At 69.9% G+C, this 16,265-nt stretch carries 11 protein-coding genes; 7 read left to right on the top strand and 4 right to left on the bottom strand.

The window, feature by feature from the left end; translation table 11 throughout:
- The first annotated feature begins 27 nt into the window (after nucleotides 1-27).
- Complete coding sequence (locus Psi02_RS10935) at nucleotides 28-756, top strand: siderophore-interacting protein (RefSeq protein ID WP_203973356.1); 729 nt, start codon at nucleotides 28-30, stop codon at nucleotides 754-756.
- 52 nt (nucleotides 757-808) lie between these two features.
- Nucleotides 809-3,994 (top strand): AfsR/SARP family transcriptional regulator, encoded by a 3,186-nt coding sequence (locus Psi02_RS10930; RefSeq protein ID WP_203973355.1) that lies wholly within the window; start codon nucleotides 809-811, stop codon nucleotides 3,992-3,994.
- Nucleotides 3,995-4,003: 9 nt separating this feature from the next.
- Here Psi02_RS10930 and Psi02_RS10925 read toward each other — a convergent pair whose 3' ends face one another.
- Both Psi02_RS10925 and Psi02_RS10920 read right to left on the bottom strand, forming a co-directional pair.
- Entirely contained in the window at nucleotides 4,004-4,768 is a 765-nt protein-coding gene (locus tag Psi02_RS10925; protein WP_203973354.1) for an ABC transporter permease, read from the bottom strand.
- Complete coding sequence (locus tag Psi02_RS10920; protein WP_203973353.1) at nucleotides 4,765-5,730, bottom strand: ATP-binding cassette domain-containing protein; 966 nt, start codon at nucleotides 5,728-5,730, stop codon at nucleotides 4,765-4,767. Before Psi02_RS10920 ends, Psi02_RS10925 begins: the two co-directional genes overlap by 4 nt.
- A 395-nt stretch (nucleotides 5,731-6,125) precedes the next feature.
- Here Psi02_RS10920 and Psi02_RS10915 point away from each other — a divergent pair, with 395 nt between their 5' ends.
- From Psi02_RS10915 to Psi02_RS10895, 5 genes are all read left to right on the top strand, one after another.
- Nucleotides 6,126-7,481 (top strand): cellulose binding domain-containing protein, encoded by a 1,356-nt coding sequence (locus Psi02_RS10915; protein WP_203973352.1) that lies wholly within the window; start codon nucleotides 6,126-6,128, stop codon nucleotides 7,479-7,481.
- A gap of 4 nt (nucleotides 7,482-7,485) precedes the next feature.
- Nucleotides 7,486-8,919, top strand: coding sequence for a carbohydrate binding domain-containing protein (locus Psi02_RS10910; protein ID WP_203973351.1), 1,434 nt, complete (start codon nucleotides 7,486-7,488; stop codon nucleotides 8,917-8,919).
- 381 nt (nucleotides 8,920-9,300) lie between these two features.
- Nucleotides 9,301-10,923, top strand: coding sequence for a chitinase (locus tag Psi02_RS10905; RefSeq protein ID WP_239094787.1), 1,623 nt, complete (start codon nucleotides 9,301-9,303; stop codon nucleotides 10,921-10,923).
- A 26-nt stretch (nucleotides 10,924-10,949) separates the two neighbouring features.
- Nucleotides 10,950-12,554 (top strand): cellulose binding domain-containing protein, encoded by a 1,605-nt coding sequence (locus Psi02_RS10900; RefSeq protein ID WP_203973349.1) that lies wholly within the window; start codon nucleotides 10,950-10,952, stop codon nucleotides 12,552-12,554.
- 278 nt (nucleotides 12,555-12,832) lie between these two features.
- Nucleotides 12,833-14,161, top strand: a complete 1,329-nt coding sequence (locus tag Psi02_RS10895) for a putative hexosyltransferase (protein WP_203973348.1) — start codon at nucleotides 12,833-12,835, stop codon at nucleotides 14,159-14,161.
- A gap of 14 nt (nucleotides 14,162-14,175) precedes the next feature.
- Here the strand turns inward: Psi02_RS10895 and Psi02_RS10890 are convergent, their stop codons facing one another.
- Together Psi02_RS10890 and Psi02_RS10885 are read right to left on the bottom strand one after the other, a co-directional pair.
- Entirely contained in the window at nucleotides 14,176-14,586 is a 411-nt protein-coding gene (locus Psi02_RS10890; RefSeq protein WP_203973347.1) for a hypothetical protein, read from the bottom strand.
- Between the two features lie 9 nt (nucleotides 14,587-14,595).
- A complete protein-coding gene (locus tag Psi02_RS10885) occupies nucleotides 14,596-15,738 on the bottom strand; it encodes an AI-2E family transporter (protein ID WP_239094786.1) in 1,143 nt (380 codons plus the stop codon).
- Nucleotides 15,739-16,265: the final 527 nt, after the last annotated feature.

The raw sequence follows: 16,265 nt of genomic DNA, 5'->3' as shown, positions 1-16,265 counted from the left end.
CGACAGCCGTACCGAGGGAGATCCGTCATGGCCCGCGCCCTTCGCGAAATGTTGTTCCTCGTGGGTGTGATCGAGGACGTCCACCTGCTCACTCCGCGGATGCGCCGCGTCCGCCTGTCGGGACCGGCGCTGAAGGGTCTCGCCTGGACGCCCGGTCAGCAGGTCCGGGTGCACGTCACCGACATGTTCGCCGCCAGGACATGGCTGCGGGGAGCGATCGGCGACGTGCTGCGCACCTACTCGATCTGGGCCGCCGACGCCGACGCCGGCACCCTCGACCTGGTCGTCTTCGACCACGAGGGCGACTCGCCCGGCAACGCCTGGGCGAGGGGGGCCACCCCCGGCCAGGAGGTCACCTTCTCCCGCCCCCAGGGCGACTTCGTCGTACGGCCGGGCGGCTACCACCTGTTCGCCGGGGACGAGACCGCCTCCGTCGCCTTCGGCCCGATGCTCGGAGAGATCCCGGCGGCCACGCCGGTCTACGGGGTGGCCGAAGCCGGCGCGGCGGAGGACCACCTGCCGCTCCCGCGCGACCTCGTGCGCGTGGAGCGCACGGGGCAGGACGTCCCCTCGGCGGCCCTGCTGGAGGCCGTGCAGGCGCTCGACCTGCCGGGGGAGCCCGGAGTCGCCTACCTCGCCGGTGAGGCGCGGACCCTCCAGGCCGTCCGCCGGCACCTCGTCGCCGAGCGGGGCTGGCCGCGCAGGAGCGTCGTCACCAAGCCTTTCTGGACTCCCGGCAAGCGAGGCATGGACTGACCGGCCGGTCGCGAATCACCTTCCGGGGAGGGCGTCGGGCAGGATGTCGGTCATGCGGGTCAGCCTTCTGGGGGCGATGGAGGTCACGGACGACGACGGTGAGCGGATCGTCGTCGCGGGACCACGCGTGCGGGCGCTGCTGGCCGTCCTCGCCGTACGGCCCGGACAGGTCGTGTCGGCCGACGGTCTCGTGGACGCGCTGTGGGGCGACGATCCGCCCGCGACGGCGGCCAACGCCCTGCAGACACTGGTCAAACGGTTGCGGGCGGCCCTCAGGCGTCCGGACGCCGTCGTCTGGCGAGCCGGCGGCTACGTCCTGGACGTCGACCCCACGCAGGTCGACGTCCAGCGCTTCGCGGCCCTTCGTGTCATCGGTGACACGGCGGGCGACCCCGCCCGTGCCGCCGACGCGCTCGACGAGGCGCTCGCCCTGTGGCGCGGGCCCGCGCTCACCGACCTCCTGGGCGTGCCGTACCTGGCGAACGTCGCCACCTCCCTCGAGGAGCAGCGGCTCGCGGCCCTGGAGAGCCGGGCCGAGGCCTATCTCTCGCTCGGGCGTGACCTCGACCTGTCCGCCGAGGCCGCCGCCCACCCCCTGAGGGAACGGCTCTGCGCGCTCGCCATGCGCGTGCTCGCGCGAAGCGGCAGGCAGGCGGAGGCCCTCGCGCTCTACGACAAGACCCGGCAGGCGCTCGCGGACGAGCTCGGCGTCGATCCCGGACCCGACCTCCGCGGCGCCCACCTCGCCGTCCTCAGGGGAGAGATCCCCGGCGTACGGCGAGGCCGGCCGGACGGCGGGCGGACCACGGCCCCGCGCGCGCCACTCACCTCGGCCCTGCGCGCCTCGCTCACCACGTTCGTGGGGCGCGGAGACGAGGTCGCCCACCTCGGCGTACTGCTGAAGCGGACGCGCCTGGTCACGATCATCGGGCCGGGAGGGGCGGGCAAGACCAGGCTCGCGATCGAGACCGCGCTGCGCGTGTCGGCGCAGCCGCACGGCGGCCCGCACCCCGACGGCGCCTGGCTGGTCGAGCTGGCCTCCGTCACCGACGCCGTCGACGTTCCCCATGCCGTGCTGAACGCTCTCGGGATCATGAGTGATCGGGTGGTCACGGGGGAGTGGCGGGAGGACGCGCGGGATCCGGTGGAGCATCTCGTCACCTCGCTCGCGGGCCGGGCTCCCCTGCTGGTGCTGGACAACTGCGAGCACGTCGTCGGCGCGGCGGCGGCGCTGGCCGACCGCCTGCTCCGGGAGTGCCCGGGCGTGCGGGTGCTGGCGACCAGCCGGGAGCCGCTCGGCGTCCCGGGAGAGACGCTCGCCCCCATCCCGCCGCTCGGCCTGCCACCCGCGGGCGCCACGGTCACCGACGCGTCGGGCTACCCGGCCGTGGCGTTGCTGGCCGACCGGGCGGCCGCCGTACGGCCCGGCTTCACGCTCGACGAGGAGAACGTCGACGCCGTGGTCACGATCTGCCGCCGCCTCGACGGGATGCCGCTGGCGATCGAGCTCGCCGCCGCGCGGTTGCGGGCGCTCGGCCCCGCCCAGCTCGCGGCCAGGCTCGACGACCGCTTCCGCCTGCTCACTGGCGGGAGCCGTACGGCACTGCCGCGGCAGCGGACGCTGCGCGCGGTGGTCGAGTGGAGCTGGGACCTGCTCATGCCCGACGAGCGGGCCCTGGCCGGGCGGCTGGCCGTGTTCGCGGGCGGGGCCACGCTCGAGGACGCCGAGTCGGTCTGCGGCGACCCGGGGGAGGTGACGGCGACCCTTCCCCTGCTCGTCGACAAGTCCCTGGTCGAGGTGACCGACGACGGGCGGTACCGGATGCTGGAGACGATCCGGGCCTACGCGCTCGAGCGGCTCGCCGAGGCGGGGGAGTCCGGCGAGTTCCACAGGCGGCACGCCCGGCACTTCCTGGCTCTCGCCGAGGAGGCCGAGCCGCACCTGCGGGCAGCCGGGCAACTGGACTGGATCGCGCGGCTGGGCGCCGAACAGGACAACCTCCACGCCGCGCTCCGCTGGGCGATCGACTCCGGCGACGTGGAGATCTCCCTGCGGTTGTGCGGCGAGCTGAGCTGGTATTGGTGGGTGCGCGGATACGGGAGCGAGGCGGCCGTCTGGGCCGGCCGGGTCATCGACCTCGTCGGCGACCGGCCGCCCGCCGGCCTGCTCCGGCACTACGCCGCGTGCCGATTCGGGGTCGCCGCCGTCCAGCTGGGCCATGCGATGGCCGATCGTGAGCGGATCGACGCCATGTTCCGGGAGATGGAAAGCCTGATCGCCGCCGCAGAGCGCGAAGGCCCCGTCCATCCGATGTTGCTGATCGTGCGCGTGGTCATCGCGGCCATGTCCGGTCAGGACGAGCGCGCCCGCACGTTCCTGCAGGAGTACGCCGGGTCGGACGACCCCTGGCTGGCCAACTCCGCGCTGATGATCCGCGGGGGGTCGCTGGGGCTCTCCGCCGACCCCATGCGGGACCTCGAGGCCGCGGTGGCCGGGTTCAGGAGAACGGGCGACCGCCGGGGCCTGAGCGAATCGCTGCTCGCACTGGCCACTCTCCGCGCCAGACGCGGCGACCTGCCGTCCGAGCTCGTCGACGAGATCATCGCGCTGACCGGTGAGTGGATGGGCCCGGAGGACACGATCTCGGCGCTCACCCGGCTGGCGCACCTCAGGATGGGGGCCGGGGACCTCGAGGGCGCGACGAGCGACCTGGCCACGGCGCGCGCCCGGTTGTCGGATGCCATGTCGTCCCACACCCTGCTCCAGCTCAGGATCGCGGAGGCCGAGGTCGCGCGACACGGCGGAGACCTCGGCGCCACCGTCGCCGCCTACGAGGACGTCGTGGCCCTGCTGGACGACGTCACGATCCCGCAGCAGGCCGCGATGGCGCGAGGCGGGTACGGCAGGGCTCTTCTGGACAGGGGAGACCTGGCCGGCGCTCAGCGCGAGCACCGGGCGGCGGTCGCGGCGCTCGGCACCCACCCCGACGTCCCGATCCTCGCCCTGCTCGTCGCCGGGTCCGCCATGGTCGCCCTGGCGGAGGGGAGCGCGGAGAGGGCGGCCGTCCTGTTCGGCGCCGCGGACGCCGTACACGAGGGGTGGCACGCCGACCCCGACGCACTCAGGGCGATGGAGTCGGCGAAGGCCCGAGCGGGCGCCGTCTTCGCCGAGGCCTACGAGCGAGGACGCGCGCTGCCGGCCGAGGAGATCATCCGCCGGGTGACGACGGGCGGGTGAGCCCGCCTTTCACCTGATCCTCCGCGAGTAGGCGCGCACGGCGAGCGGGACGAAGCAGGCGGCGATCGCGCCGGCCCAGCCCAGGGTGATCCAGATGTGCGCTCCCACGGGCCCGCCGGTGAACAGGGCGCGCAGGGAGTCGGCCAGGTGCGAGACCGGGTTCAGGGCCGCCCACCACTGGAGCACGCCCGGCATGTTCGCGGCCGGAATGAGGGCCGTGCTGCCGAAGGTCAGCGGGAGCAGGACGGCCGTGGCCATGCCCTGCATCGAGGCCGCGGACTTCGCCCGCAGGCCGAGCCACGCCGACACCCAGCCGAGCGCCAGCGTGAACAGCAGCAGCAGCGCGACGCCCCCGAGGGCCTCCAGGGGCGAGGTGCGGATCCGGAAGCCGACCACGGCGCCGACGAGCAGCGCCACCGCGACGGTCAGGGTCATGGTGGCCGTGTCGGCGAGGATCCTGCCCATCAGTGGCGCGGATCTCGCGATCGGCATGCTCCGGAACCGGTCGAACACGCCGTTGCCGATGTCCTCGGCGAGACGGAGGCCGGTCGTGATCGTCTGGGTGAGGGCGACCTGGGTGAGCACGCCGGGAAGCAGATGCTGCACCGCCCCGGCCTGGTCGCCGGACATCGCCCCGAAGACCACGACGAAGATCACAATCATGAAGATGGGCTGGAGGAGTAACTGGATCAGCTCCCCGGGCTGGTTCCTGAGCGGCACCAGGCTCCGCCAGGTCAGCGTCATCCCCTGGGCGAAGGTGTTGCGGGTGGTCATGCCGACGGCCTTTCTGCCGGGCTTCCTGCGGGAGCTTCTGCGGGCGTGGAGACGAGCGCGAGGAAGGCCTCGTCGAGGGTGGGCCGGCGGAGCGCGTGCTCGGCGAGCACGATCCCCGCGTCGTCGAGCCGGCGGAACACCGCGGACGGGAGCGCGGGGTCGAGGACCGGCACGCTGATCAGCCCGTGCTCGCCGTGATGCGGGCTCAGCCCGGTGATCTCGGCGAGAATCCGCTCGGCCTTCTCCGCGTCGTGCTCCGGCCGGATCTCCAGGCGTCTGTCTCCCGCACGGGCCTTCAACTGGTCGGATGTCCCCTTGGCGCTCACCTTCCCCCGGTCGATGAGCACGATCTCGTCGGCCAGTTGGTCGGCCTCCTCCAGGTACTGCGTCGTCAGGAGCACGGTGGCGCCCCTCGCGATCTGCTCGCGCACGACGTCCCACAGTTCCGCGCGCACCTGGGGGTCGAGACCGGTGGTCGGCTCGTCCATGAAGATGATCGACGGCTCGCCGACCAGGCTCACGGCGAGGTCGAGCCTGCGCCGCATGCCGCCCGAGTAGGTCCCCGCCGCCCGGTCCGCGGCGTCGGACAGGCCGAACCTGTCGATGAGACCCGCCGCCTTCGCCCGCGCGCCGGCCCTGGGCATGCCGAGCAGGCGGCCGATCATCACCAGGTTCTGCCTGCCGGTCAGTTTCTCGTCGACCGACGCGTACTGGCCGGTCAGGCCGATCAGCTCGCGTACCTTCGCGGGTTCCTTCCGCACATCGTGGCCGCCGACCCTGGCACTGCCCCCGTCCGGGACGACGAGCGTCGCCAGGATGCGGACCGCCGTCGTCTTGCCCGCGCCGTTCGGCCCGAGCACGCCCAGAACCGAGCCGGCCCGCGCCGCCAGGTCCACCCCGTCGAGGGCCGTCTTGTCGCCGTACCTCTTGACCAGGCCCTCGGCTTCGATCGTGTTGGTCATGTCCAGAGGATCGGGGCGCCCGCTGGCACGCCCCTGGCAGAACGCTGTCAGCGCGGCGGCTGCGCTTGAGGCAGAGACAAGGGTCGTTCAAGGTCGCGCCGTTGCAGGTCAGAAAAGCCCACGACTACGCTTCCCGCCAGTCGTGGACCTCTGACAGAGCTCGTCAGAATTCCCTTCCGTTTGGGCCTTGCCGCCCCCTGTCGGCCGGGCTACGATCCGATCAACTCTTAGGAAACTTTCCTAAAAAAAGACCTTCGTTCACCTCCGAGACTGCGTCCCGTCACCAGACGCCGACAAGCGCCGTACGGCTGGCGCCGTTCCTACTCGGCCGCCTCCGTGAGGCGTCAGCCGTACGGGTTCCATGACCTCCCATCTCACCCCCCAGAGGTTGTGACATGCAGATCAGGTTCATCTGGCGTGTGCTGGCGGCGGTGGCCGCCGTCGCGCTCGCCCTCGTCGCCCTCCCCGCCCAGGCCGCCACCGCCACGGCCGTCTTCTCCAAGGACTCCGACTGGGGCTCCGCCTACCAGGCCAGATACACGATCACCAACACCGGGAGCGCCGCGCTCTCCGGCTGGACGGTCGAGTTCGACCTGCCGGCCGGGTCGTCGGTCGGCTCCTACTGGGACGCGCTGCTGACCAAGGCCGGCAACCACTACTCGTTCAAGAACCGCGACTACAACGGCACCCTCGCCCCCGGAGCCTCCGCGGCCTTCGGCTGGGTGAGCACCGGCACAGGCGTCCCGGCGAACTGCAAGCTCAACGGTGCTTCGTGCGGAGGCGGGGGGTCCACGCCGACTCCCACGCCGACTCCCACGCCGACTCCCACGCCGACGGTCACGCCCACCCCGCCGCCGACGACACCACCGTCCCCGGGGAACCTCAGGACCGCGCCGTACGTGGACATGGGCGCCTGGCCGACCCCGAGCCTCACCGCCATGGCATCGGCCTCCGGCCTGAAGAACTTCACGCTCGGCTTCGTCACCGCGTCGAGCTGCAAGGCCATGTGGTTCAACGCGTACGACCCGAGGCAGCAGTGGGGCAAGGACCAGATCGACGCGATCCGGGCCGGCGGCGGTGACGTGAAGGTCTCCTTCGGCGGCGCCACCGGGATCGAGCTCGCCCAGGCCTGCACCGACGTGACCGCGCTGTACAACGAGTACAACGCCGTGGTCAACGCGTACGGCCTGAACTACGTCGACCTCGACATCGAGGGCGCGGCCACGGCCGAGCCCGCATCGGTCGCCCGCAGGTCGCAGGCGCTCGCCCGGCTCCAGCAGGCCCACCCCAACCTGAAGATCTCGCTCACCCTGCCGGTCCTGCCGAACGGACTCACCTCCGACGGGCTGAACGTCGTCAGGTCCGCCCGTGACGCCGGCGTCAAGCTCGACGTCGTCAACGTGATGGCCATGGACTACTACCAGCCGGTCGACTACGGCGACGCGGCGGTCCAGGCGGCCAACAGCACGTTCTCCCAGATCAAGTCGCTGTACCCGAGCCTGACCGACGCCCAGGTGTGGCGCATGGTCGGCGTCACGCCGATGCTCGGCCAAAACGACGACGGCCGGATCTACAACCAGGACGACGCCCGGCAACTCGTGACCTTCGCCAAGGGCAAGCACCTCGGCCTGCTCGCCTTCTGGGAGACGACCCGGGACCGCAACGCCTGCAACGGCGCGCTCTACATGTGCACCAACATCGCCCAGTCGCCCTACGAGTTCTCCAAGATCTTCGCTTCGTACACGGGATGACGCCATGAAGAAACTCATCACCCTGGGCGCCGTGGCGTCCGTCGCACTCGTGGGCTTCCTGACCGGCACGGCGTACGCCGCGAACATCGCGGCCAACCCGGGATTCGAGTCCGGCCTGACCGGATGGACCTGCTCGGGGTCGTCGGGGGCACAGGCGGTCTCCACTCCCGTGCACGGAGGGACGAAAGCGCTGTCGGCCACCCCCGCGGGGAGCGACTACGCCCGCTGCCAACAGACGATCACCGTCAAGCCGTCGACGAAGTACACCCTGTCGTCCTGGGTCCGCGGCAACTACGTCTTCCTCGGCGCGACCGGCAACGGCGTGAGCGCCGAGACCTGGGGAGCGCCGGGCGCCGCCTGGTCCCAGTTGTCCACGTCGTTCACCACCGGGGCCTCCACCACCAGCGTGACGATCTACGTCAACGGCTGGTACGGCCAGGGCACCTACTACGCGGACGACATCGTGTTCGACGGCCCGGGCTCGGTGCCGCCCACGCCGACGCCCACTCCCACACCCACGCCGACTCCCACCCCCACACCCACGCCGACGGGGCCGCCGCCGAACCCGGGGGCCGTCACCTTCGCGCCGTACATCGACATCACGATGACCACGCCGTCGCTGGTCAGCGCATACAACGCGACGGGGGTGAAGAACTACACGCTGGCGTTCGCGCTCGGGGACAGCACCGGCTGCAACCCTGCGTGGGGCGGAACGATCCCGGTCAACGACTCAAGGATCATCAATGACGTCAAGGCTCTCCAGGCCAGGGGCGGCCAGGTGATCGTCGCCACCGGCGGAGCGGCCGGGCCGTACCTGGAGCACAACTGCGGCACCTCGGCCGCGCTGCTCGCCGCCTACAAGCAGGTGCTCGACACGGTCGGCACCAACTTCCTCGACGTCGACATCGAGGCCTCGATCGACGTCAACAAGGTGAACACGGCGCTCAAGCAACTCCAGACCGAGCGCGGGACCACCATCAGCTACACGATGCGGGTCCTCGGCCAGGACTACGGCATGGACCCGTTCTCGGTGCAGATCCTCCAGGACGCCGCGGCCAAGGGGCTCAACGTCATGGTCAACCCGATGCTGATGGACTTCGGCTTCTCCGGGAACTGGGGTGACGCCATGGTCTCCGCGGCGAACGCGACCGTGACGCAGATGAAGCAGATCTGGCCGTCGAAGACCGACGCGCAGATCAAGCGGCTGCTCGGGCTCACTCCGATGATCGGCAAGAACGACACGGGCCAGACCACCTTCCAGGCCGACGCCCGCAAGCTCCTGACGTACGCGCAGACCAACCACGTGGGCCGGATCGGGTTCTGGTCGGTCGGCCGCGACAACGGCGGCTGCCCGAACGGCACCGTCTCGCCCACCTGCAGCGGCGTCGCCCAGTCCAGCTACGAGTTCACGAACATCTTCAAACCCTTCACCGGCTGACCCCCTCCCCCCACCCCCTCCCCCCTTGCGCGTGATCATGCACAGGTTCGGGTGGAGCCGTTCTGACCAGCGGCAATCTCAATCGTGATCATGCACAGATTCGGCCGAAGGCCGTACGACCTGCGGGAACCCAGTTCGTGATCATGCACGCTCGACCGGCGTGCATGATCACGAACGGCGAACGCCCAGGTCGGCCGGGCCGGCGCCGAAAGTGTGCATGATCACGGATTGTGAATTGCCAGGTCAGCAGAACTCTCTCCGAAGGTGTGCATGATCACGGCGAAGGGGGGGTGGGGGGTGGTCGCCAGGAAAGTGAGTCTCATGTCTGCGCGAATGCCTGTGGGAATGCCTGCGGGAATGTCTAAGCGGAAATCGGGCCGGATGTCCGTACGCAACTGGGCGGCGGCCGCCGTGCTGGTGCTCGGCGCGACAGCCCTGTGGGGCGGCACCGCCTCCGCCGCCAACATCGTCACCAATCCCGGATTCGAGTCCGGCCTGTCCGGGTGGACCTGCGCGCCGGCCGCCTCGGTGGTCTCCAGCCCCGTCCACGGCGGCACCAAGGCCCTGTCGGCCACCCCGGCGGGGAGCGACTTCGCCCGATGCCAGCAGACGATCAGCGTCAGGCCGTCCACGTCCTACAGCGTCTCCGCCTGGGTCCAGGGGAACTACGTCTTCCTCGGCGCCACGGGCACCGGCACGACGGACGCGCAGACGTGGGGCACCCCCGGCGCGACGTGGAAGCAGCTGACCACGTCGTTCACGACCGGCTCGTCGACCAGCAGCGTGACGGTCTACGTCAACGGCTGGTACGGCCAGGGCACCTACTACGCCGACGACATCGTGCTCGACGGCCCCGGCGGCACGAACCCCTCGCCGAGCCCCACCCCGACGCCCACGCCGACGCCGCCCGTCACTCCCACGCCGACGCCGACGCCGACGCCGACGCCGACGCCGACGCCGACGCTGACGCCGACACCGCCCCCGTCGAACGGCAAGCGCCTGCTGGTGGGGTACCTCCACGCGTCCTTCGCCAACGGATCCGGTTACATCCGCATGGCCGACGTCCCCAGTGACTGGGACTTCATCGACCTCGCCTTCGGCGAACCGACCTCGGTCACCTCCGGGGACATCCGGTTCAACCGCTGCCCGGCCGCCGAATGCCCCAACGTGGAGAGCGACGCCGACTTCACCGCGGCGATCCGCGCCAAGCAGGAGGCGGGCAAGAAGGTCCTCATCTCCATCGGCGGCCAGAACGGCCAGGTACAGCTGACCACGACCGCCGCACGTGACAAGTTCGTGCAGTCCGTCGGAGCGATCATCGACAAGTACGGCCTGGACGGTCTGGACATCGACTTCGAGGGCCATTCGTTGTCGCTCAACCAGGGCGACACCGACTTCCGCAACCCGACCACCCCCGTGGTGGTGAACCTGATCTCGGCCATCAGGTCGCTCAAGGCCAAATACGGCTCGAAGTTCGTCCTCACCATGGCGCCGGAGACGTTCTTCGTGCAGCTCGGCTACCAGTTCTACGGCCCCGGCCCGAACGGCTCGGCGGATTCGCGGTCAGGGGCCTACCTGCCCGTCATCCACGCCCTGCGGAACGACCTGACCCTGCTCCACGTGCAGGACTACAACTCCGGGCCGATCATGGGCCTCGACAACCAATACCACACCATGAGCGTGGCCGACTTCCACGTCGCCATGACCGACATGCTGCTCACCGGCTTCCCCGTCGCCGGTGGCGCCACCTTCCCCGCGCTCCGGCCCGACCAGGTGGCGATCGGCCTGCCGGCCGCTCCGTTCGCCGGGAACGGCTTCACCACGGTCGCCGAGGTCCAAAAGGCCTTCGGCTGCCTCGCGAAGGGGACCAACTGCGGCTCCTACCGCCCGCACGGTGTCTTCTCCGGTCTCCGCGGGCTGATGACCTGGTCCATCAACTGGGACAAGTACAACGGCTCCGAGTTCTCGCGCAACCACCGGGCGTACCTCAACGCGCTCGGATGACACCCCCCGACCCCCTGCGAGGAACCATGAAACTACGGTCAGGCCCCGGCCTGCGCGTCCGTGCGGTCATCGCCGCCGCGGCGCTCGCCATCGTCGGCGGCATCGTCGCCGTCGCGCCCGCGTACGCGGCGTCCGCCACCGCGGTGTTCACCAAGACCCAGGACTGGGGCACCGGCTTCGAAGGCAAGTATGTGATCACCAACGGGACGTCGTCGGCGATCAACACCTGGCGGGTGGAGTTCGACCTGCCGTCCGGATTCAGCGTCGGCTCGGTCTGGGACGCCGCGATGACCAGGAACGGCCAGCACTTCACCTTCACGAACCTCGGCTGGAACGGCACCATCCCGGCGGGCGGCACGGCGAGCTTCGGCTTCAACGGCAGCCCGGGCGGTTCGGGCGCCGCACCGGCCAACTGCACGCTGAACGGCGCCTCCTGCGGCGGAGGCGGTCCGACCACGTCGCCCACGCCGACCCCGCCGGCGGGCGCTCCGGGCAAGCCGGGCAACCCGACGGTCACCGGCACCGCCAACGCGTCGATCTCGCTGTCCTGGGGAGCGTCGAGCGGCACCGTCACCGGCTACCGGGTCTATGAGGGCACCACCGTACGGGCGACCGTGACCGGCACGAGCGCCACGATCTCCGGCCTGGGCACCTGCACCACGCACACCTACACGGTCAAGGCGTACAACGGGCAGGGTGAGTCCGCCGCCAGCGGCGCGGCGACCGCGACCACGACGGGCTGTCCGACCGGTGGCGGCAAACTGCCCGGCGCGCCGTACCTCTATGAGGGCTGGGGCAACCCGCCGAGCCCGGCCACGGTCATGAACGCCACCGGCGTCAAGGCCTTCACCATGGCGTTCATGCTCTCCGGCGGCGGATGCACGCCCGCCTGGGACAGCTCACGCCCGCTGACCGGCGGCGCCGACGCCACGGCGATCTCGCAGATCAAGGCCGCCGGCGGCAACGTGCAGATCTCCTTCGGCGGCTACTCGGGCAACAAGCTCGGGCCCAACTGCTCGTCGTCGTCCGCGTTCGCCGGGGCCGTCCAGCAGGTCATCAACGCCTACAACCCCGCCGCGGTCGACTTCGACATCGAGAACAGCGACGAGTTCGAGAACGAGGCCGTCCAGGACCGCATCCTCGGCGGCCTGAAGATCATCAAGCAGAACAACCCGAACACCAAGGTCGTCATCACCTTCGGCACGAGCACCACGGGCCCGACCTACTACGGCACCCGCCTGATCAACCAGTCGAAGGCGCTCGGCGTCAACGTGGACAACTACACGATCATGCCGTTCGACTTCGGCGGCGGCGCGAACATGTACCAGAACACCGTGAACGCGGCCGAAGGCCTGAAGAACGCCCTCAAGACAGCCTGGGGCTGGACCGATGCCCAGGCCTACGCGCACATGGGCATCTCGGGCATGAACGGCCTGTCCGACCAGCAGGAGCTGACCTCGGTGGCGACCTGGACCCAGATCCGCGACTACGCCAAGTCGAAGGGGCTCGGCAGGCTCGCCTTCTGGTCGGTCAACCGTGACCGCGGTTGCCCGGGCGGCGGCGTGGTCTCCAACTGCAGCGGCATCGCCCAGAACGACTGGGACTTCACCCGGATCACCGCCGGCTTCTGATCACAGGGCCGGCCGGCCATGACTCGGCGGCCGGCGCGACGGAATCCCCCTACCCGTCGCGCCGGCCGCCGCTTCGCGTCGGGGCCAGCAGGCCGATCAACATGCCCACGACCGTGGCGACGGCAAGGGTGATCCAGAGGCGAATCTTCATCGAAGTCTCCCATTTGTTACGCTGAGTGACAAGAGTACAACTAATGGTGACCGACGGTAGTGGGGGACGAAGAATTCTGGAGCCGGGTCGCCTCTTTACTGGTTTGTCGGGCAGGCTTGGCAGCGTCATGGACTACGCAATCCCGACGGGCATCGTCCTCGTCACCGGTGTCGTGCTCGCCCTCGTCGCGCAGTGGAAGGGCTGGAAGCCCTCACTCGCCGTCACACTCGCGATCGGCGTGGGCTTCCGCGTGCTGATCCTCGTGCTCTCGGCCAAGGACAGCTGGCAGCCGATCGACTTCGTCAACAGCTTCAGACCGGCCGGCGAGGCCATCGTGCAACACCACGACCCGGTGCTGGAGAGCAACGGCGGCTGGCACTTCCTGCCGACCATCCCCTACGTGTACGGCCTGCTCCTGTGGCTGGGCATCCCGTGGGAGGTCGCCGGCCGGCTCGTCACGGTCGTCTCCGACATCGTGCTGATCCCGCTGGTCGGCAAGCTCGCCGGAGGCTCCGCTCAGAAGCTCCGCGCCTTCCAGTACGCGTGCAACCCGCTCGCCATCCTCGTCGCCTCGGTGCACGGCCAGGTCGAGCCCGTCTCCCTGGTCTTCGGCGTCGCCGCCTACGTCGTGGCGCGCGGCCCGGACGGCTGGCGGCCGTCGGCCACCCTTCCCTGGCGGCGGCCGGGTGACCTGCTGCGTCGCTTCACCCATCCCGTCGACGTCGATCGGGCCGCCACGAGGCGGGCCGTCTGGGCGGGTCTGCTGATGGGGATGGCGCTGTGCGCGAAGAGCTGGCCGGTGATCCTCATCCCCGGCATGCTCCTGCTCCTGCCCGGGCCGCGCTCCCGGCTGATCTCCCTGATCGCCGCGGGCATTCCGCCGGTCTTCTTCCTGCTCACGCTGCCCATCGGCGGGTGGACCGCATGGGGTCAGCTGCCCGAGGTCCTCAAGACGATCGGCCTGCGGCCCGGCGACGTGCGCCCCATCACCGGCGACTGGGGATGGACGGCGATCCTCAACGGGGGCGACTGGGTCCTCAACCCCACGGCGCTGAAGCTCGGCCAGTACATGATCTACGCCGCGGTGGTGTTCTGCCTGCTCTGGTGGCGCAAGGCCGATCCCATCGATGTGACGATCGCGATCGTGCTGGCCTTCATGATCTTCACGCCACGGCTCGGAGCGCAGTACCTGATGTGGTTCATGCCGTTCCTCGTCGCCCGGCCGACCCGCTGGGCGTGGCCCACGGTCATCGGCTGCGCCGCCTGGTCGGCGGTGGGCTATCTCGTGCTGACCCAGTTCTCCGGGGAGAAGTGGGGCGAGTTGCACTCGCCCTGGGCGATGAGTTCGATCATCCTGTTCCCCGTGCTCATCGCGGCGATGCCGTGGGGCCGCAGGAGGTCCGAAGGAGTCGAGGCCGTCCCGACCGGTGTCCCGGTCGCCCGTGTGGACGCCTGACGCGGCGCCCTCCGCTATCTGACGATCAGCCGGACCAGGTGGCCGTGGCTCTTGAAGCCGGGCGGGTCGCCGTCCAGGACTCCGGTGACGCAGTCGAACACGCCGGGCTCGCTCTGCCGTACGAAGAAGGCGGGCTCGGCGATCGCGGACAGCAGGCGGATCGCGTCGCGGTGGATGCGCACGCCCTCTCGGTCGCCGGACAGCGAGACCGTGACCTCGTAGACGCCGTCGTCGAGAAGACGCTCGCCGAGGAGCAGCCATTCGGAGCCGCATGCACGCCGCAGATGCGGGAGCAGGTGTTCCTCGGGGGCCTCGGTCACCCAGCCGTCCCGCCGCATGGTCTCAAGCAGTTTCCGCACCTGCGGGTCCATCGCCGACCCGTCGGCAATGCCCGTCTGGCGTTCGTCGATGTCCCATCGCCGCATGCTCAGACATTACGCGCGGGGTGGCCGCTGAACCTTCACCGGCGCGCCCTCCGCGGGCGCTTCCGCCGACGGTTCTGACGATGTTCCGGACGGCTCGGCCGATGATTTCGCGGGTGGATCCGGCAGCCGGCCGGATATGAGGGCCGCTGTCCACTTGCTGTCCGGATCGCTGTCGATCAACAACGCCCGGACCAGGAGGCTCAGCGGAATCGCCAGCAGCGCGCCGAGAGGGCCGAGTACCCAGGCCCAGATGATGAGCGACAGGAACGTCGCCGTGGTGGAGAGCCCCACGGCGTCGCCGAGGAACTTCGGCTGGATGAACGACTGGATCACGACGTTGATCGCGATGTACGCGATGATCACGAGGAGCATCGTCCTCGGGCCGCCGTCGAGCAGGCCGAGGAGCGCAGGGGGCACCAGCCCGAGGATGAAACCGATGTTCGGGATGTAGTTGGTGATGAGCGCCAGCACACCCCACAGCAGGGGGAGCGGGACGCTGAGGATCGCCAGGACCGTGACGTCGAGGGCCGAGCAGATCAACCCGAAGATGGTCGAGACCACCAGGTAGCGGCGGGTGCGGGACGTGAACGACTTGAGCGCCTCGGCCAGTTGCGGCCGTTCCGCGGCCGCGGCGTCGACGATCCGGGAGAACACGGGAGCGTCCAGGCTCATGGCGAGAAGCAGCACCACGATCAGGAAGAGACTCGACAACACTCCGAGGAGGCTGCTGAGCACGCCCTGCGCGACCTCGATCATCTTGCCCGGATCGAACGAGGACAACGCCTTGTTCAGCTGATCGCTGCCGTAGCCGAGACCGGCGGCCCAGTGCTGGAGATCGGACACCATCGACCTGAACTGCGTCGAATACGTGGGCGCCAGGATCGCGAGTTGCGCGGCGGCGAGAGACAGGACCGCCACCATGCCGGCCAGGACGAGCAGGACCACCGCGAGCGGAACGGCGACCTGCACCCAGACCGGGGCCCGATGGCGGGAAAGCCAGCCGCGAAGGGGTGAGACGGCGATGACCAGCGTGAGTGCCAGGATCACCGGGCCGACGATGGACCCGACGGCCTGAATGCCGGCCAGGGCGACGACAGCGGCTGCGGCGCCGAGCATGGCGATGAGTGCGCGAGGAATCCGCTGTGGAAGCACGTTTCCGTTTCTACCCCTTCTTTGAGGAAAGATCCGACAATTGGATCAGACGTCAACGCCGGTGTGCTGACTGTTCCCGGCAGATCTGCAGGCCGTTTCCAGCTTGCCGTGTCCGTACGGCCGGCCGCACCGATACACCGATGGCAACAGCGGGAAGCATCGATGCGTTCCTGGGCGAGGGGAAACCGGGTCATGCAGCGCGCCCGGGGTGTGAACGGCACCAGGGTCGTGTGGCCGGCTGGTTCGTGTGCCATGTGAGCTGGTTCGTGAGCCACATGAGGGGGAGCCGGGATCAATGTCCCTAGTCCGGCGTGCGTCCTCTTTCGGATCAAGGCGGTCTCAAGGGCTGCTAATCTTGTGGTCGTCGGCGTGGTTCGGCGCTCCCCTTCTGATCGTTTCGATGGTTGTGTCGTGGGTGCGTCCGGCTGGTGCCGGTGCTCGTGTTCATGGTGTGGTCCTTCTGGCTCGGGTTTCAGGTTCCCACTTGCGTGGTGGAGCTGGAACGGGTAAGCTCGAGGGGTTGCCCT

It is taken from the genome of Planotetraspora silvatica (genome assembly GCF_016863315.1).
GTDB classification, from domain to species: domain Bacteria; phylum Actinomycetota; class Actinomycetes; order Streptosporangiales; family Streptosporangiaceae; genus Planotetraspora; species Planotetraspora silvatica.
The sequence above is the reverse complement of the archived record's forward strand: the minus strand, read 5'-3'. Positions and strand labels throughout refer to the sequence as shown.